Here is a 21,628-nt window from a genome sequence, read left to right as displayed (position 1 = left end):
TCAGGTCTTCTTGCGGAACCTGGCGATCGCCAGCGGTGCCGTCACCAGGGTGATCACGGCCGACCAGGCCAGCACCATCCACACGTCGTGCGCGACGGGGCCGCCCTGGAACAGGCCGCGCGCCGCGTCCGCCAGGTTGGACAGCGGGTTGTAGTCGGTGAAGGACTTGAGCCAGCCGGGCATCGTCTCCGGGTTAGCGAAGATCGACGAACCGAACTGGAGCGGCATCAGTACCAGCATCGCGATCCCCTGTACGGCCTGAGCCGTCTTGACGGTGAGTCCGATCAGGATGAAGATCCACATCAGCGAGGCGCCGAAGAGCAGCGACAACCCGACCGCCGCCAGGACGTGCAGGACCGACGTGGCGACGGTCAGGCCCAGGATCAGGCCGACGGCCAGCAGGATCGAGAAGGCCAGCAGCATCCGGCCGACCTCGACGACTATCTTCGCGATGAGAACCGACGAGCGGGCGATCGGCATCGTCCGGAACCGGTCCATGACCCCCTTCTGGAAGTCCTCGTTGATGCCGGAGCCCACCGACATCGACACGCTCATGCCCATCATCGCCATCAGGCCGGGCACCAGGTAGCTCACGTACTGGTCGAGGTTCCCCTTGCCGGCCATCGCGCCGCCGAAGACGAACGTGAACAGCAGGGTGAAGATGATCGGCATGAGCAGGACGTCGATCAGCGACTCCGGGTCCTGCTTGATCTGGAGCATGTTGCGCCGGGCGAGCGCGCCGATGTGCCGCAGATTGCCGCGCAGTCCGATCCGGCCCTCGTCGGCGACGGCCGCCGGGCGCGGTGGCTGCTGCCGGTCGGGCACCGGCTTGGTGAGAGTGGCCGTGCTCATGCCGCTACCTCTGTCTTCTCGTCGTCGCTCGTGTCGTTCCCGCTGCTCTTCTCGCCGGTGATCGCCAGGAACACCTCGTCCAGGCTGGGCAGGTGGGTGCCGATGTCCGCCACGGCGAACCCACGCGCCCCCAGCACGCCGATCACCGACGTCAGTTGCTCGTCGCTGAGGATCGGCACGTACAGCAGCCCTTCGTCGGCGACGGCCTGCGCCCCTGCCACACCGTTCAGCGCCGCCGCAGCCAACGTGGCGGCCATGGCGTGCAGTTGGGACGAGTCGGCCGGACGGATCCGCAGAGTGCGCCCGCCGACCTTCGCCTTCAGCTCGTCGACCTTGCCCTCCGCGACGACCTTTCCCCGGTCGATCACGGTCAGTTCGCTCGCCAACTGCTCGGCCTCCTCCATGTACTGCGTGGTGAGCAGGACGGTAACGCCCTCGCCGACCATCCGCTGCACCTCGGCCCACACCTCGTTGCGGGTCCGCGGATCGAGTCCCGTGGTCGGCTCGTCCAGGTACAGGACGGCGGGCCGGCCGATCATCGACGCCGCCAGGTCGAGACGCCGGCGCATGCCGCCGGAATACTGGGCGGCGGGCTTCCGGGCGGCGTCCGTGAGCGAGAAGCGCTCCAGCAGGTCGTCCGCCCTCGTCCTGGCGTCCTTGCGCGGCAGGTCGAGCAGACGCCCGATCATGTAGAGGTTCTCCCGGCCGGACAACTTCTCGTCGACCGAGGCGTACTGCCCGGTCAGGCCTATCGTGCGGCGCAACTGGCGGGGCTGGCGGACCACGTCGTACCCGGCGACGGTCGCCGTGCCGGCGTCCGGCCGGATCAGGGTCGACAGGCACCGTACGAGAGTGGTCTTGCCCGCGCCGTTGGGGCCGAGGACGCCCAGGACGGTGCCTTCGCGGACGTCGAGGTCGACGCCGTCGAGGGCCTTGGTCGTGCCGTAGTGCTTGACCAGGCCGCGGACCTGGACGGCGGGTGGGTTCTTGTCGTGTCGCGTCATGTCCACCAGGGAAGCTGGGGCGGCTGACAGGGGACCGACAGAGGGGCGGGGTGGTCGGCGGGTGGCCGACAGGGTGCCGACAGGGCGCTGACAGTGTGCCGACAGTCGCCCTGGACGGGGGTGCGGGGCCGTCCCGGGGGGTGTGGCGACGGCCCGCCGGCTGGGCGGGGAGGGGCGGGAGGTCGGGGCGTACGGGGATGGCGGGGCGTGGGGATGGGGGGCACCGTCCGGTGGGGGCCGCCCCCTTGCCCGCCCGGTCCGCCCCCGGGGCGGCCCCGCCGCCCAAGGGGGGAATGGGGTGGGGCGGCCCCGCTGCCGAGGGGGTTACGGGGGTGGGGACGGCCCCGATGCCCGAGGGGGCTGTGCAGGGGTCAGTGGAAGGTGTGTTCCTCGCGGGGGAAGGTGCCGCCCGTGACTTCCTCAGCGAACTCCTTCGCCGCGTCACCCAGTACCCGGCGCATGTCCGCGTACTGCTTCGTGAACCGCGGCACCTTGCCCCCGGTCAGGCCCACCATGTCGGTGTAGACCAGCACCTGGGCGTCCGTGTCCGGCCCCGCCCCGATCCCGATCGTCGGGATGGACAGGCTCCGCGTCACCTCGGCCGCGAGCTCCGCCGGCACCAGCTCCAGCACCAGCGCGAACGCGCCCGCGTCCTGCGCCGCCTTCGCGTCCCGCAGCAGCTGGTGCGCGGCCTCGTCACCGCGTCCCTGTACCCGGTAGCCGAGCGTGTTCACGGACTGCGGCGTCAGCCCCAGGTGCGACATCACCGGGATGCCGGAGGCGACCAGCAGCTCGGTCTGCGGCAGCGACCGCTCGCCGCCCTCCAGCTTGACCGCACCCACGCCCGACTCCTTGATCAGGCGGGTCGCGTTGCGCAGGGCCTGCACGGGCCCTTCCTGGTACGAACCGAACGGCAGGTCCGCGACGACCATCGCGCGCCTGGTACCCCGTACGACGGCGGCCGACAGTACTGCCATCTCGTCCATGGTGACCGGTACGGTCGTCTCGTACCCGAGGTGGCAGTTGCCCATCGAGTCTCCGACGAGCAGGACCGGAACGCCCGCCTCGTCGAACACGGACGCCGTCATCGCGTCGTACGCCGTGAGCATGGGCCACTTCTCGCCGCGCTCCTTGGCGGCGGCGATCTGGTGGACGGTGATCCGGCGCGTGCCGGTGCCGCCGTAAAGGGCCTTGGGGTCGGCGGGCCGCGGAGAGTTCTGGCTCTCGGACGCGGACTCGCGGGCAGGATTCTGGGCAGCCTGAAGCGTCATGGCTGGTACGGCTCCTTCGTCATCTCGAAGCGCCCTGACGGCGTCTCCGGATCACATCCATGGTGGCATCCCGCGTCCCCATGCGGAAGTGGGCTGCGCGGGGACCCTTTCGACCTGCGCTTTTGTGCTCGTTTCGTCACAGAGGCCAGGGAAGGGCGCGGCTCAGGAACCCCTCGGCGGATCCCGTCGTCCTCCCCGCTGTAAGGACGTCCAGGATGGCGGCACGGCTGGGTGCCGGTCATCCCCTAGGGTCGTGGGGGCACGGCGGGCGGTTCGCGAGCAAGGCAAGTGAGGACAGCGGAATGGCGCAGGCGTACAGGCCGGACACCGGGAACGACAGCCCGGAGGCCGAACCCTCCAGGCCCCGCTCCGGCCCCCCTGCCACCACCGGGTCCGGCCTCCCGGCCGACCGGCCCGCCGGACCCTGCCCCCCTCTCGCCGCCCCCGGCCGCCACCCCTCCACCTCTCAGGGTTCCGGTTCGGGACACGGTCCGGGTGACAGCTCCGGCGGCGGTTTCGGCGGCGGTTCCCGCTCCGGCTCCTGCCCCGGAAAGGGTCCCGGCCTCGGCAACGGCTTCCCGTCCGCCTTCGGTTCCGGCGACGGCCCCCGTTCCGGCAGCGGTTCCCGCTCCGGCAACGGCGGCTCCGGTTTCGCCGCCGGTAACGGCGGCGGCTTCGGAAGCGGCCCCGGTGACGGTTCCGGCAACGCCGGCCCCGGCGACGGCTCCGGCCCCGGATCGGGCTCGACGTCGGGGTCCGGCTCGCGTCCGGGTTCCGGTTCCGGTTCCGGTTCGGGATCCGGATCAGGCTCCGGTTCGCGTTTCGGCCGTCCCGTCGGTGGCGGCTGGCGGGGGGACCCGCGGGTGTGGCGGCGCGGGATGTTCCTGGCCGCGCTGGCCGTGCTCGTCGCGCTGGTGATGATCTTCCACGCACAGATCCCGAACACCGTCGGCAACCTCGGCAGCCTCACCGAGACGTTCCTGCCCTGGTTCGGTCTGGCGATCCCGCTGCTGCTGGTCCTCGCGCTGCTGCGCCGTTCCGCCCTCGCCCTGGTCGCGTTGCTCCTGCCGGTCGGGGTCTGGCTCAACCTGTTCGGCGGCCTCTACACCGACAAGTCGACCTCGGGCGGCGACCTCACCGTCGCCACCCACAACGTCAACGCCGAGAACAACGACCCCGCCGGCACCGCGCGCGTGCTCGCCGGGTCCGGCGCGGACGTCGTCGCACTGGAGGAGATCGCGGGCGACAACCTGGCCGCGTTCAAGCAGGCCATGGGCGCCACGTACCAGTACCACGCTGTCGAGGGCACCGTCGGCGTGTGGAGCAAGTACCCGCTGAGCGACACCCGCCGGGTCGACATCCGGCTCGGCTGGGCGCGCGCGCTGCGTGCCACGGTGGCCACCCCCAAGGGCGAGGTGGCGGTGTACGTGGCCCACATGCCCTCGGTACGGGTCAAGCTCAAGGCCGGTTTCACGGCGAACCAACGCGACAAGAGCGCCGACGCCCTCGGCGAGGCGATCGCCCGGGAGCCGCTGCGCCGAGTCGTCCTGCTCGGCGACCTCAACGGCACCATGAACGACCGCGCCCTCAACGGTGTCACCGCCCAGATGCGCTCCACGCAGGGCGCGGCGGGCGACGGGTTCGGCTTCAGCTGGCCGGCCGCGTTCCCGATGGCGCGGATCGACCAGATCATGGTCAGGAACGTGGAGCCGATGTCGTCGTGGGCACTGCCGCGGACGATGAGCGACCACCTGCCGGTCGCGGCACGCGTCAAGTTCTGAGTTCCGGACGCACACCCGGCAAGGGAGTAGGGGCGCGCGGACCATGCCGTGCGCCCATCCCCCGACTGCTACTCGGCCGTGGTCGGGCCCGCCCAGTACACGAATCCGTAGTCCGTGATCAGCGACACCTCGATCTTGTCGGCCGCGTCGCCGGGCAGCGAGTAGGCGTACTTCCCGACGGCCTTCTTGCCGGGCGGGAACGTCGTCTTGAGGACGCGCTGCTGATTGCTGCTGTCGATCAGCAGGTCCGCGTCGACGCCCTCGGCGTCGTTGACGTACGGCAGGTGAGTGTCCATGGTGACCGTGCCGGAGGTGGGGTTGTCCACGGTGACGACCAGCTGGATCGCCTTCTCGCCCTTCTCGTGGCCGAACGCGATCTCGCCGGGCGTGTACGGCCGCGGCTTGGCGACGGTGACCTTGAGGCCGTTCTCGTAGGTGTACGTCTCGCCGAGGGCGAGATGCTTGGCGGCTTCCCTGGCCCGCTCGGCCTCCTCCGCCTTTGCCTCCTCGGCGGCTTCCGCGCTCTCCGACGCTTCGATCTCCAGGATGGACTCGTCCGCGTGCTCGGCGAATGCCTTGACGGAGACGACGGTGAAGGCCCCGCCGCCCAACGCCATCAGCAGGCCGACGTTGCCGAGGATCAGGCCGGCCATGGCCAGGCCCCGGTTGTTGGCCCTGCCCTGCTTGACGTGGCCGAGGCCGACGAAGCCGAAGACCACGGCGAGCAGCGCCGGCAGCCAGCTCGCCCAGAACAGGAAGACGGCCATCCCGAGGAACACTCCGACGAGACCGAGCACCAGGGCGGCGACACCCATCCCGTTGCGCGGGGGGCCGTACGGTGCGGGCACCGTCGACGGCTGGCCGTAGGGAGGCATCGGCCCATAGCCGGAACCCTGACCGCCGGGTGCGTACGGAGCGGACGGCGGCGCGTCGGCCGGCGCCGGTGCCCCCGGGGCGGTCGGCGCGTCGGCCCCCTCCGGTGGCGGGGCCCAAGGATTCGGCTCGTGGGGGGACGGCGGCGGTTGGGTCATGCAGGGGTCCTCGGAGCGCTGGAGCGGGAGCGGGGCGAACGCAGGTTCGACGGCGCGGGTTCCGGTGACCCTAACAGGGCCTCACCTGGCGCTTGCTCCTGTCAGCCGGGCCGAGAAAGCCACCGGAAGGACACGCCGGGTCCTGCTCGCGGGAGCCCGGCGCGCCGCCCGAGTTGTCCGCCCGACCGGCGTGCCATCCGAGGAGGCATCCCACCCGACCGGCGTGCCACCCGAGACGCCCCGCGCCCCCTGACCGGCGTGCCGCCCGGGAGGGCATCCCACCCGGGCGGCGCGCCCCGCCCCCTCCCTACTGCTCCCGCTCGCGCAACATCCCTTCCATCAGGTTCAGTTCCGCCTCCTGGGCATCCACCATCCCCTGCGCCAGCCTCTTCTCCGCACCGACCGTGCACAGCCTCGCGCACCCCTGCGCCATCGTGACCCCACCCTTGTGATGGGCGGTCATCAACCGCAGGTAGAGGACCTCGGCCGCCCGGCCCTTCGCCTCGCCGAGCGCCTTCAGCTGCGCCCGGGTGGCCATCCCCGGCATCAGCCCCTCGGCCGCCCCGGCTCCGCCCGCGTGGCTGCGGTGCCCGCCCAGCCATCCCATCGGCGGCGCGTCCGGCGAAGCGATCTTCGGCAGCTCCCACAGGTCCAGCCACCCCAGCAGCATCCCGCGCTGGTTGGCCTGCGTGTTGGCGATGTCGTACGCGAGCCGCCGTACGTCCGGGTCGTCCGTCCGGTCCCGTACGACGAACGACATCTCCACCGCCTGCTGGTGATGCGCCGCCATGTCCCGCGCGAAGCCCGCGTCCGCCGAATCCCCCGGCGGGGAGGCCCGGCCGGGGGCGGCGGCGGGTCGGGCGTCGGAAGCCGAGGCCGCCCGCGTCACGGTCACCGCCCCCGCCACCACCGCGAGCGCGAACACCACGGCGCCCAGCGCCTGCCACAGGGACCTGCTCACCGCCCGGTCACCGCGTCGCCGGTCAACCCGTTCGAGCAGGCCGCGCCGGGCTCCGGGGTCTGCGGACCCATCACGTACCGGGTGAAGAACTGGTTCACCCTCGGGTCGTCCGCCCCGTCCACCGTGACCTGCTTGCCCCAGGCGCTCAGCATGATCGCCCCGGACTGTTCCCGCACCGGGCTCATCAGCGAGTACTGGGTCTTCCTGACCTTGGCCGCGAGCCCGGCCACGTCGGCCTTGGCGGCCCTGTCGTTGTACGTGACCCAGACCGCGCCGTGCTCCAGCGAGTGCACGGCGTGCTTGTTCGGGACGGGCTTGTCGTAGACGTCGCCCTGGCAGTTCATCCAGGCCTGGTGGTGGTCGCCGCCCACCGGCGGTGTCATCGGGTAGCCGACGTCCTTGGCGACGTGGTTGCGGCCCAGCTTCTTCGCGTCCCAGGCCTGCTCGTCCTTGATGGGGGCCTTCGCCTCGGCGACCCGGGCCGCCTTCTTGTCGGACTCCGCAGAGAAGACGTGCGCGCCGAAGCCGGCCAGACCGGCCAGGACCGCGCCGCCGACGCCGAACGCGACGATCCTGTTGCGGCGGTCCCGGGCCTTCTGGGCGCGCCGCAGCTCCTCTATCCGGGCCTTGCGGGACGTATTGACTGACATGAGGGCAACTTCCTTGTGCGATGGGAGAGTGGTGCGCAGGACAGGGCGAGGATCCCGGTGGCGGGAACCCCTCCTACCTGCGCAGCACCTGCAACTCGTGCAGCCCCGGCGCCCGCGCCCACGCCTCGCCCCCGCGTCGCGTCCCGATCGTCTCCTCTGCGCCCCCGCGTCGTACCCGCGGCGCGTCCGCCCCCAGGGGGGTGTCCGGCGGCGACGAGGTCAGCACGGCGGGGGAGAGGTGCCCGAACGACCCGCAACCGCCGTGCTCGTACGGGCAGTTGTACGTGTGCGCAGCAGCGGAGGTCGGAGTCTGCGGCGGCACGCCCGGGGGTTCCGCGGCCGCGGCAGGACCGGGGGCCAGACACATCAGCAGCGCACCGAGGAGGGCCGTCGAGGCACACAGCAGCGCCACCGCCCCTCTGAACCCCCCGGTGCGCGCGAGGCGCGAGGCGCGGGTGGTGCGCCTGGTGCGGATGTGCCGCAGGTCCCCCATGCGGGCCGATCGTAACGGCCCCCTCGCCGCACGTCACCAGTGCACGCCAGGGGAACCCGCAAGTCCGTACGGACCGGAGGGGCGCTGCGCAACCTCCCGGAAACCGTGTGGTGGGATGCTGGGAGAGCCCAGCGTGTCCCAGGCGTGGCAGCAGGCGGCCCGACCAGCGAGAATGGATGTGAAAATGGACAAGCAGCAGGAATTCGTGCTCCGTACGTTGGAGGAGCGTGACATCCGCTTCGTACGCCTGTGGTTCACCGACGTGCTCGGCTTCCTGAAATCCGTCGCCGTGGCCCCGGCCGAACTGGAGCAGGCCTTCGACGAGGGCATCGGCTTCGACGGCTCCGCCATCGAGGGCTTCGCGCGCGTCTACGAGTCCGACATGATCGCCAAGCCGGACCCCAGTACCTTCCAGATCCTCCCGTGGCGCGCGGAGGCCCCCGGCACGGCCCGGATGTTCTGCGACATCCTCATGCCGGACGGCTCGCCGTCCTTCGCGGACCCGCGCTACGTCCTCAAGCGCATCCTGAACAAGACCTCAGACCTCGGCTTCACCTTCTACACCCACCCCGAGATCGAGTTCTTCCTGCTCAAGGACAAGCCGCTGGACGGCTCCAAGCCCGTCCCCGCCGACAACTCCGGCTACTTCGACCACACCCCGCAGAACGTCGGCATGGACTTCCGCCGCCAGGCGATCACCATGCTCGAATCCATGGGCATCTCGGTCGAGTTCAGCCACCACGAAGGCGCCCCCGGCCAGCAGGAGATCGACCTGCGCTACGCCGACGCGCTGTCCACGGCGGACAACATCATGACGTTCCGCCTGGTCATGAAGCAGGTCGCGCTCGAACAGGGCGTCCAGGCCACCTTCATGCCCAAGCCGTTCTCCGAGTTCCCCGGCTCCGGCATGCACACCCACCTCTCGCTCTTCGAGGGCGACCGCAACGCCTTCTACGAGTCCGGCGCCGAGTACCAGCTCTCCAAGGTCGGCCGCTCCTTCATCGCCGGCCTGCTCAAGCACGCCGCCGAGATCTCCGCCGTCACCAACCAGTGGGTCAACTCCTACAAGCGCATCTGGGGCGGCTCCGCCCGCACCGCGGGCTCCGGCGGCGAAGCTCCCTCGTACATCTGCTGGGGCCACAACAACCGCTCCGCGCTCATCCGCGTCCCGATGTACAAGCCCGGCAAGACCGGCTCCTCGCGCGTAGAGGTCCGCTCCATCGACTCCGGCGCCAACCCGTACCTCACGTACGCGGTCCTCCTCGCCGCCGGCCTCAAGGGCATCGAGGAGGGGTACGAACTCCCGGCGGGCGCCGACGACGACGTCTGGGCCCTCTCCGACGCCGAACGCCGTGCCATGGGCATCGAACCCCTCCCGCAGAACCTCGGCGAGGCCATCGCCCTGATGGAACGCAGCGAACTCGTCGCCGAGACCCTGGGCGAGCACGTCTTCGACTTCTTCCTGCGCAACAAGAAGCAGGAGTGGGAGGAGTACCGCAGCGAGGTCACCGCCTTTGAGCTGCGGAAGAACCTGCCGGTGCTGTAGCGGCCCGGCCCGGACGGCACCCGGAGCGGGACCCGGGCCGTCGGCGTCGCGCCGCCGGCCCGGTCCTCGTCACGGCGGGACACCGGTCGGCGACGGCGGGAGAAGCGGTTGTCGTGACCATGGGAAAACCGCGTGCGCGGCCGGTGCGCCGCTGAGAAGCTGGCCGGATGGAAAGATCACGCAGGTCGCGGCTGGCCCATATCCATCACCCGATCGCCGCGCCGCTCACCGACGAAGCCGTACGGCAGTTGATCGACCGGGCGGTGACGCGGGGCGACGAACGCATCCTCGACCTCGGATGCGGGCAGGCCGAGTGGCTGATCAGAGCCCTGGAGGCGCATCCGGGGGCGAGTGCCGTCGGCGTCGACACCGCCGGGGAAGCGCTCGCCGAGGCCCGTACGCAGGCCGACGCGCGGGGTGTGGGCGACCGGCTCGTCCTGCATGAGGCGGACGCCGCCGCCTTCACCCCGGACGTGCCGTTCGACGTCGTCATCAGCGTCGGTGCCGTGCATGCCTTCGGCGGGCTGCTCGCCACCCTCGCCAAGGCCCGCGGCCACCTCGTGCCCGGTGGCCGGGTGCTGGCGGGCGACGCGTACTGGCTCACCGAGCCCACCCCCGAGGTCGTCGACATGCTCGGCGAGTACGAGGACCTGGCCACCACCGTGGACCGCGTCACCGCCGACGGCTGGACGCCGGTCTACGGCCACCTCTCCACCCGCCACGAACTCGACGACTACGAGTGGAACTGGACCGGCTCCCTCGCCGAGTGGGCGCTCGACCACCCCGGCGACCCGGACAGCGCGGACGCCCTCGAAGTCGCCGGCCTCCACCGCTCCGAATGGCTGCACGACTACCGCGACCACTTCGGTTTCCACACCCTCGTCCTGCGCCGCACGAAAGGCTGACCCGGTGAGCGTTCCCCTCGGTGACCAGCGCCCCGCCCCGCCCCTGCGCGGCGACGAACGCGAAACCCTGCGCGCGTACCTCGACTTCCACCGGGCGACCCTCGCCATGAAGTGCGAGGGCCTCGGCGACGAGGACCTGCGCCGCCGGTCCATGCCTCCGTCCACCCTCTGTCTGCTCGGCCTCGTACGGCACATGGCCGAGGTGGAGCGCACCTGGTTCCGCCGGGTCGTCAACCAGGAGCGGGACCTTCCCTTCCTCTGGTCGGCGAAGGGCGACTACCAGGAGGCGTACGACGCGAGCAGCTCGACCCGCGCGCAGGTGTTCACGGCCTGGGAGGCGGAGGTCGAACACGCCCGACGCATCGAGCGGGAAGCACAGTCGCTCGACGTCACCGGGTACTTCGCCCGGTGGGAGCAGGACGTGTCGCTGAGGATGGTGATGCTGCACCTCATCCACGAGTACGCGCGCCACAACGGGCACGCGGACTTCCTGCGGGAGGGCATCGACGGGGTGGTCGGGGCGTAACCGGGGCGCACATCCGGGGAGTGCAGCCCTCGCCGCCCCCGCGGACCCGCCCCGGAGCCCCGGCAGCGCGGCCGTGTCCCGTCGGCTCCCGGGCCCGCCCCCTACGCTCCGTAGAAGAGTTCCTCCATCACTGCGCGCGCCCTGCGGGTGATCCGCCGGTAGTCGTCCAGCATGTCGCCCACGTGCCCCGGGTCGTACCCCAAGTACCTTCCCATGGCGGCCAGTTCGCGGCCGTCCGACGGGAACGTGTCGCCCGCCCGTCCCCGTACGAGCATCACGCCGTTGCGCACCCGCGTCGCCAGTACCCACGCCTCGTCCAGGATCTGGGCCTCCTCGGTGGGAATCAGCCCCGCCGCGTGTGCCGCGGCCAGTGCGGCCCGCGTGCGCGTGGTGCGCAGTCCCGGCTCCGCCCACCCGTGCTGCATCTGCAAGAGCTGGACCGTCCACTCGACGTCGCTCAGCCCGCCCCGCCCGAGCTTCGTGTGCAGCGTCGGGTCCGCGCCGCGCGGCATCCGCTCGGACTCCATACGGGCCTTGAGGCGGCGGATCTCGCGGACCGCGTCGTCGCCGAGCCCCTCCACGGGGTAGCGCAACGGGTCCACCAGCTCGATGAAGCGCCGCCCCAGATCCGGATCGCCGGCCATCGGGTCGGCCCGCAGCAGCGCCTGGCTCTCCCACACCAGGGACCACCGCCGGTAGTACGCCTCGTAGGACTTCAGCGAGCGGACCAGTGGCCCGCTCCTGCCCTCCGGCCGCAGGTCCGCGTCGATCAGCAACGGCGGATCGGCGGTGGGGAGTTGCAGGAGCCGCCGCATCTCGGTGACGACCTTGTTGGCGGCCTGCGCGGCCTCCTGCTCGTCGACGCCTTCGCGCGGCTCGTGCACGAACAGCACGTCGGCGTCCGACCCGTACCCCAGCTCGTGACCGCCGAAGCGGCCCATCCCGATCACCGCGAAACGCGTCGGCAGCTCGTCGCCCCACTGTTCGCGCACCGACGCACGCAGGGCACCCGCGAGGGTCGCCGCGTTGAGGTCGCTGACCGCGCCGCAGACCCGGTCGACGAGGGCACCCGGGTCGGACTCGGCGGGGCTGTCCTCCGTGCCGTACGAGCCGATGATGTCGGCGGCGGTCGTACGGAACAGCTCACGCCGCCGCACTCCACGCGCCGCCGCCACCCCGCCCTCGGCGCCGTCCGCGCGGCCCACCGCCGCCAGTACCTCCTGCTCCAGGTGGTCGCGGCCGCGCGGCTGGAGGCCCTTGGGGTCGCCGAGGATGGCCACCGCCTCCGGGGCCCGCAGGAGGAGGTCCGGGGCGAGCCGCCCCGCCGACAGCACCCGGGCCAGGTTCTCGGCCGCCGCCCCCTCGTCCCGCAGCAGCCGCAGGTACCAGGGGGTCTTGCCGAGCGCGTCCGACACCTTACGGAACCCCAGCAGTCCGGCGTCCGGGTCGGCGGAGTCCGCGAACCAGCCCAGCAGAACGGGCAGCAGGGTGCGCTGGATGGCGGCCTTGCGCGTCACGCCCGACGACAGGGCCTCCAGGTGACGCAGCGCGCCCACCGGGTCCGCGTAGCCGAGGGCTTCGAGCCGCTGGCCGGCCGCACGCGGGCTCAACCGGGTCTCGCCGGGAGCGAGTTGGGCCACCGCGTCCAGCAGCGGACGGTAGAAGATCTTCTCGTGCAGGCGGCGGACCACCGACGCGTGCCGCCGCCACGCCTGCTGGAGCTGGGTGACCGGCTCGCCCCGCATGCCCAGCGAACGTCCCAGCCGCCGCAGGTCGGCCTCGCCCTCCGGCACGAGGTGGGTACGGCGCAGCCGGTACAGCTGGATGCGGTGCTCCATCTGCCGCAGGAACCGGTACGCCTCGTCGAGCTGCGCGGCGTCCGCCCGCCCCACGTATCCTCCGGCGGCGAGCGCCTGCAACGCCTCCAGGGTCGACCCGCTGTGCAGCGACGCGTCGCTCCTGCCGTGCACCAGCTGCAGCAGCTGTACGGCGAACTCGACGTCCCGCAGTCCGCCGGGCCCCAGCTTCAGCTCGCGCTCCACCTGACCGACCGGGATGTTGTCGACCACCCGGCGGCGCATCTTCTGCACGTCGGGCACGAAGTTCTCCCGCTCGGCGGCCTGCCACACCATGGGGGAGAGGGCCGCGACGTACTCCTCGCCCAGCGCCGGGTCCCCGGCCACCGGGCGGGCCTTCAGCAGCGCCTGGAACTCCCAGGTCTTCGCCCAGCGCTGGTAGTACGCGACGTGGCTGGACAACGACCTGACCAGGGGGCCGTTGCGGCCCTCGGGGCGGAGGTTGGCGTCCACCGGCCAGATGACGCCCTCACCGGTCGTCTCCGAGCAGATCCGCATGAGATGCGCCGCGAGCCGGGTCGCCGCGCGCATCGCCTTGTCCTCGTCGGCGCCGTCCACGGCCTCCCCGACGAAGATCACGTCCACGTCCGAGACGTAGTTCAGCTCGTGGCCGCCGCACTTGCCCATCGCGACGACCGCCAGCCGGCACTGTGCGGCGTCGGCGGGGGTGGCCCGGCGGGCGATGGCGAGCGCGGCCCGCAGGGTGGCCGTGGCGAGATCGGCCAGCTCGGCGGCGGTCTGCGCGACATCGGTCGTGCCGCACACGTCGCGGGCCGCGATCGACAGCAGGCAGCGGCGGTAGGCGACCCGCAGCGCGTCCGGGTCCTCCGCCTCGGAGAGCCCCCGCTCGAACTCCGCCACTCCGGGGTGCAGGTCCGCCGCCTCGTACGTGAGCAGGGCGTGCCAGTCGCCGGGGTGGCGGGCGAGGTGGTCGGCGAGGGCCTCGGACGCGCCCATGACGCCCAGGAGACGGTCCCGGAGCGGCTTGGCGGACACGAGCGTACGGAGGAACTCCTGCCGCTTGTCGTCGTCCGGCTGGGCCTCGGCGAGGCGGACCAGGCCGCGCAGGGCGAGGTCGGGGTCGGCGGTCGCGCCGAGGGCGTCCAGGAGGACCGGGTCGTGCCGTACGGAGGCGAGGGCGTCCTCGTCGAGGAGGCGCTCGGAGGCGGCCGGGTCGGTGAAGCCGTGCCGGATGAGGCGGGTGAAGGTCGAGCTGCGGCGGCCGGGCACGGTCATCTTTGGTTCCCCGCAATTTGCTGGCGCTGGCGGAAAGGGGTGCGGGTTCCGAGCGTAGGGGGTGGGGGAGGCGGGGGTCGGGTGCGGGTAGGCGTGGCGGAAGTGGGGGCGGGGGTGCGGGTACGGGGGGTGGGCGGTGCCCGGGTGCGGCAGGTGGCGGGGCGTGGGGTCGTAATGCACCGTCCGGTGGGGGACCGCCCCCTTGCCCGCCCGTTCCGCCCCCGGAGGCGGCCCCGCCGCCCATGGGGGCCGACGTAGAGCGGCCCCGCCGCCCGAGGGGCCTACGGGGGCGGGGCGTGCGGCCCTGCCGCGATCAGCAGTGGGCGGGTGTCAGGCGCGGGCTGGGAGGAGGGGGCCGGCGCCCGGGGTCACCAGTTTCGGGAGTCGGTGGGGCAGGGACCCGTACCAGGCGTAGGCCACCGCGTATCCGAAGGACAGGCACAGCAGGCCGCCCACCGCGTCCAGCCAGAAGTGGTTGGCGGTGGCCACGATCACGACGAGCGTGAGCGTCGGGTAGAGCAGCCCCAGCACCCGCACCCATGGCACGGAGGCCAGGAAGAAGATCGTCAGCCCGCACCACGTGGACCACCCGATGTGCATGGACGGCATCGCCGCGTACTGGTTCGACATGTGCTTGAGGTCGCCGGAGGCCATCGACCCCCACGTGTGGTGCACGAGCACGGTGTCGACGAAGCCGCCGCCGTTCATCAGGCGGGGCGGTGCCAGCGGGTACAGGTAGTAGCCCACCAGGGCCACGCCGGTCGTCGCGAAGAGGATCGTGCGGGCCGCCGCGTACCTGCCCGGCTGCCACCGGTAGAGCCAGATCAGCACGCCGATCGTCACGATGAAGTGCAGGGTCGCGTAGTAGTAGTTCATCGACACGACCAGCCAGGTGACGGAGTCCACCGCATGGTTGATCGTCTTCTCGACGGCGATCCCGAGTTCGTTCTCGACCTTCCAGATCCAGTCGGCGTTGGCGAGCGCCTTCGCCTTCTGCTCGGGGACGGCGTTGCGGATCATCGAGTAGATCCAGTAGCTGACCACGAGCAGCAAAATCTCGAACCAGATGCGCGGACGGCGCGGCGACCTGATGCGGGTGATCGCGGCACCGATCGTGGAGCCGAGGGAGCGACCGACCGAACGGCGGGCCGGTGACGCCCCCTCCCCGCTCACCGTGGGTGACGGGATGGTGGCCCGCTGGCCTGCCTCGGTTCTCGTGGTCGCTTCACCCATGAAACGGAAGTCTGCCAGATCGTTATGGAAGCCCGATCATCCTCGAGTGGGTTCCGGTCCGGCCGACGTCCGACCTGAGGACGACGACCTCACGGGGGAGAGCCCCCGGAAAGCCGCACTTCAGAGGCGGGGACCGGAGGCGGTCGACCCGCGCACCACCAGTTCCGGCATGAACACGAACTCGCTGTGCGGGGCGGGGGTCCCCCCGACCTCCTCCAGCAGGGCCCGCACCGCCGCCTGCCCCATCGCGGTGACGGGCTTCCTGATCGTCGTCAGGGGCGGGTCGGTGAACGCTATGAGCGGGGAGTCGTCGAAGCCGACCACGGACACGTCGCGCGGCACCTCCAGGCCCAGGCGCCGGGCCGCCCGGATCGCGCCGAGAGCCATCATGTCGCTGGCGCAGACGACCGCCGTGCAGCCCCGCTCGATGAGCGCCGAGGCGGCGGCCTGGCCGCCCTCCAGCGTGTAGAGGGAGTGCTGGACCAGGTCGTCGGCCTCCTCCGCCGACAGCCCCAGCCGCTCCTGCACGCTGCTGCGGAAGCCCTCGATCTTGCGCAGGACGGGTACGAACCGCTTCGGGCCCACCGCCAGCCCGATCCGGGTGTGGCCGAGAGAGGCGAGATGCGTCACGGCAAGCCGCATCGCCGCCCGGTCGTCGGGGGAGATGAACGGCGCCTGCACCTTCGGCGAGAAACCGTCCACGAGGACGAAGGGGACACCCAGGGCGCGGAGCTGTTCGTAGCGCCGCATGTCGGCCGTGGTGTCGGCGTGCAGGCCGGAGACGAAGATGATGCCGGAGACGCCGCGTGCGACCAGCATCTCGGTCAGTTCGTCCTCGGTGGAGCCGCCGGGGGTCTGGGTGGCGAGTACCGGGGTGTAGCCCTGCCGGGTCAGGGCCTGGCCGATCACCTGGGCGAGCGCGGGGAAGATCGGGTTCTCCAGCTCGGGGGTGATGAGCCCGACAAGGCCCGCGCTGAGCCGGCGCAGCCGGACCGGGCGCTCGTACCCGAGGACGTCGAGCGCGGCCAGAACGGACTCGCGGGTGGCCGAGGCAACACCCGGCTTGCCGTTCAGGACCCGGCTGACCGTCGCTTCGCTGACACCCGCCTGGGCTGCGATGTCGGCTAGCCGTGCGGTCATGTCTGTGGACCTTACCGGGCGCCTGTCAGATTTCCCACCAGGCACAGGACTCGGCCGCGAGGACGACGGTCGAGCCGTCGTCCTCCACCTCCGCCGAAGCCAGCAACAGGCGCCCGGGTGAGGAGAGTTCGAGGGGCTCGGAACTCGTGTTGAGGGTGCAGCGGAAGCCCGGCCGCACGAAGTCCAGCAGCCCGTCCGTCGCTCCGCCGGACACCCACTGCATCTCTCCGTCACCCAGGCCGGGCAGCTCCCGCCGCACCGCCAGCGCGCGCCGGTACAGCTCCAGGGTCGAGCCCGCCACCCCTCGCTGCGCGGCCACGCTCAGCCCACTCCACTGCTCGGGCTGCGGCAGCCAGCTGCCTCCGTCGCCGAAGCCGTACGAGGGGCCCCCGGCCTCCCAGGGGATCGGCACCCGGCACCCGTCGCGCAGGCCGTCCTGGCCGTCGGTGCGGAAGAAGGACGGGTCCTGGCGGACCGTGTCGGGGAGGTCGGTGACCTCGGGCAGGCCCAGCTCCTCGCCCTGGTAGAGGTACGCCGAGCCGGGCAGCGCCAGCATCAGCAGGGCGGCGGCGCGGGCCCGCCGCAGCCCCCGGGCGCCGTCCCCGCCGCCGTACCGGGTGCGGTGGCGGACCACGTCGTGGTTGGAGAGGACCCAGGTGGTGGGGGCGCCCACCGAACCGGTCGCGCGCAGTGAGGAGTCGACGACGGCGCGCATCGCGACGGCGTCCCAGGGGCATGTCAGGAACTGGAAGTTGAACGCCTGGTGCAGCTCGTCGGGCCGTACGTACAGGGCGAGCCGCTCGGCGGACGGCGCCCAGGCCTCCGCGACGCCGATGCGTTCCCCTTCGTACGAGTCGAGCAGCCGCCGCCACCCGCGGTGGATGAGGTGCACCTCGTCCTGGTCGAAGAAGGGGAGGACCTGGGAGCCGATCATCCTGGCCTGTTCGCGCGCCCGGATGTCCGGCATGCCCGCCGCCTTGACCATGCCGTGTGCGACGTCGACGCGGAATCCGTCGACGCCGCGGTCCAGCCAGAAGCGCAGGATCGAGTCGAACTCGGCGTGCACGGCCGGGTTCTCCCAGTTGAGGTCGGGCTGCTCGGGGGCGAAGAGGTGCAGGTACCAGAAACCGTCGGCGGTACGCGTCCAGGCGGGCCCGCCGAAGACGGACTCCCAGTCGTTCGGCGGGAGCTGGCCGTTGGCCCCGCGTCCAGGCCGGAAGTGGTAGAGGTCCCGTTCGGGGCCGCCTGCCAGTGCCGCCCGGAACCACTCGTGCTGGTCGGAGGTGTGGTTGGGCACCACGTCGACGATGACGCGGATGCCCGACTCGTGTGCGGCGGCGATGAGTTGCTCGGCATCGGCGAGGGTCCCGAACCGGGGGTCCACGGACCGGTAGTCCGCCACGTCGTAGCCGCCGTCCGCCTGCGGGGAGGTGTAGAAGGGCGTCAGCCACACCGCGTCCACGCCCAGCTCCGCCAGGTGGGGCAGCCGGGCGCGGATGCCGGGGAGATCCCCGACGCCGTCCCCGTTGCCGTCGGCGAAGGAACGGACGTACACCTGGTAGATGACGGCATCGCGCCACCACCGGGCGGGGCCGGGTCCTGCGGGGGTGCGGGTGGGGGATGTCATGGCGCTCCCTCTCGTACGGATTTCCTGGCGGCAACAACGTGATCAACGCCGGGACCCGTCGAAAGTAACAAGGCTTGCAAGTTCTTGCGGTCGGTGCGGTGCAACCCCCTGCCCGCCCCCTTGAACGCCTCCCACCTGCCCCGTGCCGCTTCGGACGGCAATACTCCGGACACGCCGATGTAACGATCCACCCCCCTTGCAGAAATTTCCCGCAAACTCTTTCGGACTTCTTTCAGGCTTGTTACGTTCCTCCTCGACCCGGCGCCGCGACGGAGCGGTACGGCAGTTGAAGGAGTTCAGATGCGACGTGGCATAGCAGCCACCGCCCTGGTCGCGACCCTGGCGCTCGCGGCGACCGCTTGTGGCGGCGACAGTGACGGCGGCCAGACCAAGGGCAAGGGCGGCGAGCTCGCCGGCGAGGTCACCTGGTGGGACACCTCCACGGTCGGCAGCGAGGACAAGGTCTTCAAGAAGATCGCCGAGGACTTCAAGAAGAAGCACCCCAAGGTCACCGTCAAGTACGTCAACGTGCCCTTCGGTGACGCCCAGAACAAGTTCAAGAACGCCGCCCAGGCGGGCACCGGCGCCCCCGACGTGATCCGTGCCGAGGTCGCCTGGACCCCGGACTTCGCGGACCTCGGCTACCTGGCCCCGCTGGACGGCACCGCCGCCCTGAAGAACCAGGACGACTTCCTCAAGCAGGCCGCGGCGTCGACGAAGTACAAGGACAAGACGTACGCCGTCCCGCAGGTCATCGACTCGATGGGCGTCTTCTACAACAAGAAGATGTTCAAGGCCGCCGGCGTCGAGGTCCCCAAGACGATCGACGAGCTGAAGACCGTCTCGAAGAAGATCAAGGAGAAGACCGGCAAGACCGGCATGTACCTGCGCGGCGACGACGCGTACTGGTTCCTCTCCTTCCTCTACGGCGAGGGCGGCGACCTGGTCGACGCCGAGAGCAAGACGGTCACCGTCGACAACGCGGCCGGTGTCAAGGCAATGAACGTCGTCAAGGACCTGGTGACCTCCGGGGCCGCCAAGACCGACGCCACCGACGGCTTCGACAACATGCAGAAGGCGTTCAAGTCCGGCGAGGTCGCCATGATGATCAACGGCCCGTGGGCGATCGCCGACACCTACAGCGGAGACCAGTTCACGGACAAGGCCAACCTGGGCATCGCCCCGGTCCCCGCCGGTTCCGCCGGACAGGGCGCCCCGCAGGGCGGTCACAACCTCGCCGTGTACGCGGGCTCCAAGAACCTGGACGCCTCCTACGCCTTCGTCGAGTACATGTCCTCGCCCGAGGTCCAGGCGCAGGTCACCAAGGACCTCAACCTGCTCCCGACCCGCACCTCGGTCTACGGACAGCCCGACGTCGCCAAGAACGAGATCGTCGGCTTCTTCAAGCCGGTCGTCGAGAAGGCCGTCGAGCGCCCCTGGATCCCCGAGACCGGCAGCCTGTTCGCCCCGCTGGTCACCGAGTACACGAAGGTCCTCACCGGACAGACCGCGCCCGAGGCGGGCGTGAAGACCACCGGCGAGTCGTACCGCAAGCTCCTCAAGGGTTGGAAGTAGCAACTGATGGCTGCCGCTGACACCGGCCGGCCCCTGGTGAAGGCCGCGGGAGACGACATCGTCTCCCGCGGCCCGAGCCGCGACGCCGGACGCCACACACCGGGCAAGGGGCCGGGCGGACTCCGCCGGGCACTGTCGACGCACTGGTACGCCTGGACGATGGTCGCCCCCGTGGTGGTCGTCATCGGCGTCATCATCGGGTACCCGCTGCTGCGGGGCATCTACCTGTCGCTCACCGACGCCAACGAGCGCAACGTCGAGCGCACCATCGGCGTCAATACGATCGACGCGACGTACCAGTACGTCGGCCTCGACAACTACGTCGAAGCGATCACCGGCAGCCAGTTCCTCGGCACCCTCGGCTGGACCGTCGTGTGGACCGTGGCCTGCGTCTCGATCACCTTCGGACTCGGTATGGGCCTCGCCAACATGCTGAACCGCAGGATCGCGGGCCGCGGCCTGTACCGCGTGCTGCTGGTGCTGCCCTGGGCGGTCCCCGGCTTCGTCTCCGTCTTCGCCTGGCGCTTCCTGTACAACACGGACAACGGGCTGCTCAACAAGATCCTCGCGGGCGGCGGCATCGACGCCGTGCCGTGGCTGAACGACCCGACCTGGGCGAAGTTCGCGGTGATCTCCGTGAACGTCTGGCTCGGCATCCCGTTCATGATGGTGGCGCTGCTCGGCGGGCTCCAGTCCATCCCGAGCGAGATGTACGAGGCCGCGGAGATGGACGGCGCGACCGCCTGGCAGCGCTTCCGGCACATCACGCTGCCCGGACTGCGTCCGGTGAGCACGACCGTGATCCTGCTCTCCACCATCTGGACCTTCAACATGTTCCCGGTGATCTTCCTGCTCACCCGCGGCGGGCCCGGCGACGCCACCCAGATCCTCGTCACGCAGGCGTACAAGTTCTCCTTCGAGATCAGCCCGCGCGACTTCGCGCAGTCCTCCACGTGGGGCGTGCTGATCCTCGTACTCCTGTTGATCTTCGCCGTGTTCTACCGGCGCGTCCTCCGCAAGCAGGGAGAAGTCTGGTGAGCACCACCACCCCGGTGACGACCGCCCCGGCGAAGGGCACGCTGGTGACCGGCCAGAGCGCCAACGTCCAGCGCCGCGCCCGCCGTTCGCCCCTCGCGTCGTTCGGCCTGCACGCCACCCTCGTCGTCGCGTCCGTCGTCGCCGTCTTCCCGGTGCTGTGGGTCCTGCTGACCTCGCTCAAGCCGGCCAAGTACGCGACCACCACCGACTTCGTCCGCGAGACGACGCTCACCAACTACACCAGCCTGCTCAGCGACACCCCGTTCCTCACCTGGTTCTGGAACTCGCTGCTCATCGCGGGCCTGTCCACCGTCCTCGGTGTCTTCGTCGCCGCGACCACCGGCTACGCCATCAGCCGCTTCCGCTTCCCCGGCAAGCGCGGCCTGATGTGGACACTGCTGATCACCCAGATGTTCCCGGTCGCCGTCCTGATCGTGCCGATCTACAACATCATGGCCAAGGTCGGGCTGCTCAACCAGCCGATGGGCCTGGTCATCACGTACCTCACCATCTCCGTGCCGTTCTGCGCGTGGATGATGAAGGGCTTCTTCGACGGCATCCCGCGCGAGATCGACGAGTCCGGGCAGGTCGACGGGCTCAACCCGTTCGGCACGTTCTGGCGTCTCGTGCTGCCGCTCGCCAAGCCGGGCATCGCGGTGACCGCCTTCTACTCCTTCATCACCGCCTGGGGCGAGGTCGCCTACGCCTCCGCCTTTCTGGTCGGCGACGAGAACATGACCCTCGCCGGCGGACTCCAGAAGTTCGTCAACCAGTACAGCAGCCAGTGGGGCCCGATGGCCGCCGCCTCCGTACTGATCGCCATCCCGGCGGGCGTCTTCTTCGTCTTCGCCCAGCGCCACCTCGTCGCCGGCATGACGGCGGGTGCCACCAAGGGCTGACCCG

Annotated in this window: 18 protein-coding genes; 7 read left to right on the top strand and 11 right to left on the bottom strand. The window is 70.9% G+C overall.

What is annotated here, in order from left to right; translation table 11 throughout:
• From HNQ79_RS01610 to panB, 3 genes are all read right to left on the bottom strand, one after another.
• Complete coding sequence (locus HNQ79_RS01610; protein WP_185025980.1) at nt 1-852, bottom strand: ABC transporter permease; 852 nt, start codon at nt 850-852, stop codon at nt 1-3.
• Nucleotides 849-1,856 carry an ATP-binding cassette domain-containing protein gene (locus HNQ79_RS01605; RefSeq protein ID WP_185025978.1) on the bottom strand — a complete coding sequence of 336 codons (1,008 nt, stop codon included), beginning with the start codon at nt 1,854-1,856 and terminating at the stop codon, nt 849-851. The genes HNQ79_RS01610 and HNQ79_RS01605 overlap by 4 nt, the downstream gene beginning before the upstream one ends.
• Before the next feature lie 371 nt (nt 1,857-2,227).
• Nucleotides 2,228-3,127, bottom strand: a complete 900-nt coding sequence (gene panB / locus HNQ79_RS01600; RefSeq protein WP_185025976.1) for a 3-methyl-2-oxobutanoate hydroxymethyltransferase — start codon at nt 3,125-3,127, stop codon at nt 2,228-2,230.
• Between the two features lie 878 nt (nt 3,128-4,005).
• On the opposite strand from panB, the gene HNQ79_RS01595 reads away from it, so the two are divergent.
• Nucleotides 4,006-4,908 (top strand): endonuclease/exonuclease/phosphatase family protein, encoded by a 903-nt coding sequence (locus HNQ79_RS01595; RefSeq protein ID WP_373312446.1) that lies wholly within the window; start codon nt 4,006-4,008, stop codon nt 4,906-4,908.
• Nucleotides 4,909-4,976: 68 nt separating this feature from the next.
• Here the strand turns inward: HNQ79_RS01595 and HNQ79_RS01590 are convergent, their stop codons facing one another.
• From HNQ79_RS01590 to HNQ79_RS01575, 4 genes are all read right to left on the bottom strand, one after another.
• On the bottom strand, nt 4,977-5,783 hold the full coding sequence (locus tag HNQ79_RS01590; protein ID WP_229923149.1) for a DUF4190 domain-containing protein: 807 nt from the start codon (nt 5,781-5,783) through the stop codon (nt 4,977-4,979).
• 463 nt (nt 5,784-6,246) lie between these two features.
• Nucleotides 6,247-6,900, bottom strand: coding sequence for a DUF305 domain-containing protein (locus HNQ79_RS01585; protein ID WP_185025972.1), 654 nt, complete (start codon nt 6,898-6,900; stop codon nt 6,247-6,249).
• A complete protein-coding gene (locus HNQ79_RS01580; protein ID WP_185025970.1) occupies nt 6,897-7,550 on the bottom strand; it encodes a thioredoxin-like domain-containing protein in 654 nt (217 codons plus the stop codon). Before HNQ79_RS01580 ends, HNQ79_RS01585 begins: the two co-directional genes overlap by 4 nt.
• A gap of 73 nt (nt 7,551-7,623) precedes the next feature.
• Nucleotides 7,624-8,043, bottom strand: coding sequence for a hypothetical protein (locus HNQ79_RS01575; protein ID WP_185025968.1), 420 nt, complete (start codon nt 8,041-8,043; stop codon nt 7,624-7,626).
• A 184-nt stretch (nt 8,044-8,227) separates the two neighbouring features.
• Between HNQ79_RS01575 and glnA2 the strand changes: the two genes are divergently transcribed.
• From glnA2 to HNQ79_RS01560, 3 genes are all read left to right on the top strand, one after another.
• Nucleotides 8,228-9,589 (top strand): gamma-glutamylpolyamine synthetase GlnA2, encoded by a 1,362-nt coding sequence (gene glnA2, locus HNQ79_RS01570; protein WP_185025966.1) that lies wholly within the window; start codon nt 8,228-8,230, stop codon nt 9,587-9,589.
• A 167-nt stretch (nt 9,590-9,756) separates the two neighbouring features.
• Entirely contained in the window at nt 9,757-10,494 is a 738-nt protein-coding gene (locus HNQ79_RS01565; RefSeq protein ID WP_185025964.1) for an SAM-dependent methyltransferase, read from the top strand.
• Nucleotides 10,495-10,498: 4 nt separating this feature from the next.
• Nucleotides 10,499-11,020, top strand: coding sequence for a DinB family protein (locus tag HNQ79_RS01560; RefSeq protein ID WP_229923150.1), 522 nt, complete (start codon nt 10,499-10,501; stop codon nt 11,018-11,020).
• Between the two features lie 101 nt (nt 11,021-11,121).
• Here the strand turns inward: HNQ79_RS01560 and HNQ79_RS01555 are convergent, their stop codons facing one another.
• The 4 genes from HNQ79_RS01555 to HNQ79_RS01540 all read right to left on the bottom strand — a co-directional run bounded on the left by HNQ79_RS01555 (nt 11,122) and on the right by HNQ79_RS01540 (nt 18,112).
• Nucleotides 11,122-14,112, bottom strand: coding sequence for a bifunctional [glutamine synthetase] adenylyltransferase/[glutamine synthetase]-adenylyl-L-tyrosine phosphorylase (locus HNQ79_RS01555; RefSeq protein WP_185025962.1), 2,991 nt, complete (start codon nt 14,110-14,112; stop codon nt 11,122-11,124).
• Between the two features lie 330 nt (nt 14,113-14,442).
• A complete protein-coding gene (locus HNQ79_RS01550; RefSeq protein ID WP_185025960.1) occupies nt 14,443-15,345 on the bottom strand; it encodes a phosphatase PAP2 family protein in 903 nt (300 codons plus the stop codon).
• 120 nt (nt 15,346-15,465) lie between these two features.
• A complete protein-coding gene (locus tag HNQ79_RS01545) occupies nt 15,466-16,485 on the bottom strand; it encodes a LacI family DNA-binding transcriptional regulator (RefSeq protein ID WP_185025958.1) in 1,020 nt (339 codons plus the stop codon).
• A 25-nt stretch (nt 16,486-16,510) separates the two neighbouring features.
• The gene (locus HNQ79_RS01540) at nt 16,511-18,112 is read right to left on the bottom strand and encodes a glycoside hydrolase family 13 protein (RefSeq protein ID WP_185025956.1); all 1,602 of its coding nucleotides are present in this window, start codon (nt 18,110-18,112) and stop codon (nt 16,511-16,513) included.
• 300 nt (nt 18,113-18,412) lie between these two features.
• Between HNQ79_RS01540 and HNQ79_RS01535 the strand changes: the two genes are divergently transcribed.
• The 3 genes from HNQ79_RS01535 to HNQ79_RS01525 are packed head-to-tail and all read left to right on the top strand — an operon-like array spanning nt 18,413 to nt 21,624.
• A complete protein-coding gene (locus HNQ79_RS01535; RefSeq protein WP_185025955.1) occupies nt 18,413-19,687 on the top strand; it encodes an extracellular solute-binding protein in 1,275 nt (424 codons plus the stop codon).
• A 6-nt stretch (nt 19,688-19,693) separates the two neighbouring features.
• Nucleotides 19,694-20,725 carry a carbohydrate ABC transporter permease gene (locus tag HNQ79_RS01530; RefSeq protein ID WP_185025953.1) on the top strand — a complete coding sequence of 344 codons (1,032 nt, stop codon included), beginning with the start codon at nt 19,694-19,696 and terminating at the stop codon, nt 20,723-20,725.
• Nucleotides 20,722-21,624, top strand: a complete 903-nt coding sequence (locus HNQ79_RS01525; protein ID WP_373312423.1) for a sugar ABC transporter permease — start codon at nt 20,722-20,724, stop codon at nt 21,622-21,624. The genes HNQ79_RS01530 and HNQ79_RS01525 overlap by 4 nt, the downstream gene beginning before the upstream one ends.
• Nucleotides 21,625-21,628: the final 4 nt, after the last annotated feature.

Source organism: Streptomyces candidus, from assembly GCF_014207445.1.
In the GTDB taxonomy this organism is placed as follows: domain Bacteria; phylum Actinomycetota; class Actinomycetes; order Streptomycetales; family Streptomycetaceae; genus Streptomyces; species Streptomyces candidus.
The sequence above is the reverse complement of the archived record's forward strand: the minus strand, read 5'-3'. Positions and strand labels throughout refer to the sequence as shown.

Coding starts and splice junctions, on each gene's coding strand:
- glnA2 (WP_185025966.1), top strand. CDS start 8,228: ATGGACAAGCAGCAGGAATTCGTGCTCCGTACGTTGGAGGAGCGTGAC.
- HNQ79_RS01545 (WP_185025958.1), bottom strand. CDS start 16,485: ATGACCGCACGGCTAGCCGACATCGCAGCCCAGGCGGGTGTCAGCGAA.
- HNQ79_RS01530 (WP_185025953.1), top strand. CDS start 19,694: ATGGCTGCCGCTGACACCGGCCGGCCCCTGGTGAAGGCCGCGGGAGAC.
- HNQ79_RS01575 (WP_185025968.1), bottom strand. CDS start 8,043: ATGGGGGACCTGCGGCACATCCGCACCAGGCGCACCACCCGCGCCTCG.
- HNQ79_RS01555 (WP_185025962.1), bottom strand. CDS start 14,112: ATGACCGTGCCCGGCCGCCGCAGCTCGACCTTCACCCGCCTCATCCGG.
- HNQ79_RS01550 (WP_185025960.1), bottom strand. CDS start 15,345: ATGGGTGAAGCGACCACGAGAACCGAGGCAGGCCAGCGGGCCACCATC.
- HNQ79_RS01565 (WP_185025964.1), top strand. CDS start 9,757: ATGGAAAGATCACGCAGGTCGCGGCTGGCCCATATCCATCACCCGATC.
- HNQ79_RS01590 (WP_229923149.1), bottom strand. CDS start 5,783: ATGCCTCCCTACGGCCAGCCGTCGACGGTGCCCGCACCGTACGGCCCC.
- HNQ79_RS01580 (WP_185025970.1), bottom strand. CDS start 7,550: ATGTCAGTCAATACGTCCCGCAAGGCCCGGATAGAGGAGCTGCGGCGC.
- HNQ79_RS01595 (WP_373312446.1), top strand. CDS start 4,006: ATGTTCCTGGCCGCGCTGGCCGTGCTCGTCGCGCTGGTGATGATCTTC.
- HNQ79_RS01535 (WP_185025955.1), top strand. CDS start 18,413: ATGCGACGTGGCATAGCAGCCACCGCCCTGGTCGCGACCCTGGCGCTC.
- HNQ79_RS01610 (WP_185025980.1), bottom strand. CDS start 852: ATGAGCACGGCCACTCTCACCAAGCCGGTGCCCGACCGGCAGCAGCCA.
- HNQ79_RS01540 (WP_185025956.1), bottom strand. CDS start 18,112: ATGACATCCCCCACCCGCACCCCCGCAGGACCCGGCCCCGCCCGGTGG.
- panB (WP_185025976.1), bottom strand. CDS start 3,127: ATGACGCTTCAGGCTGCCCAGAATCCTGCCCGCGAGTCCGCGTCCGAG.
- HNQ79_RS01605 (WP_185025978.1), bottom strand. CDS start 1,856: ATGACGCGACACGACAAGAACCCACCCGCCGTCCAGGTCCGCGGCCTG.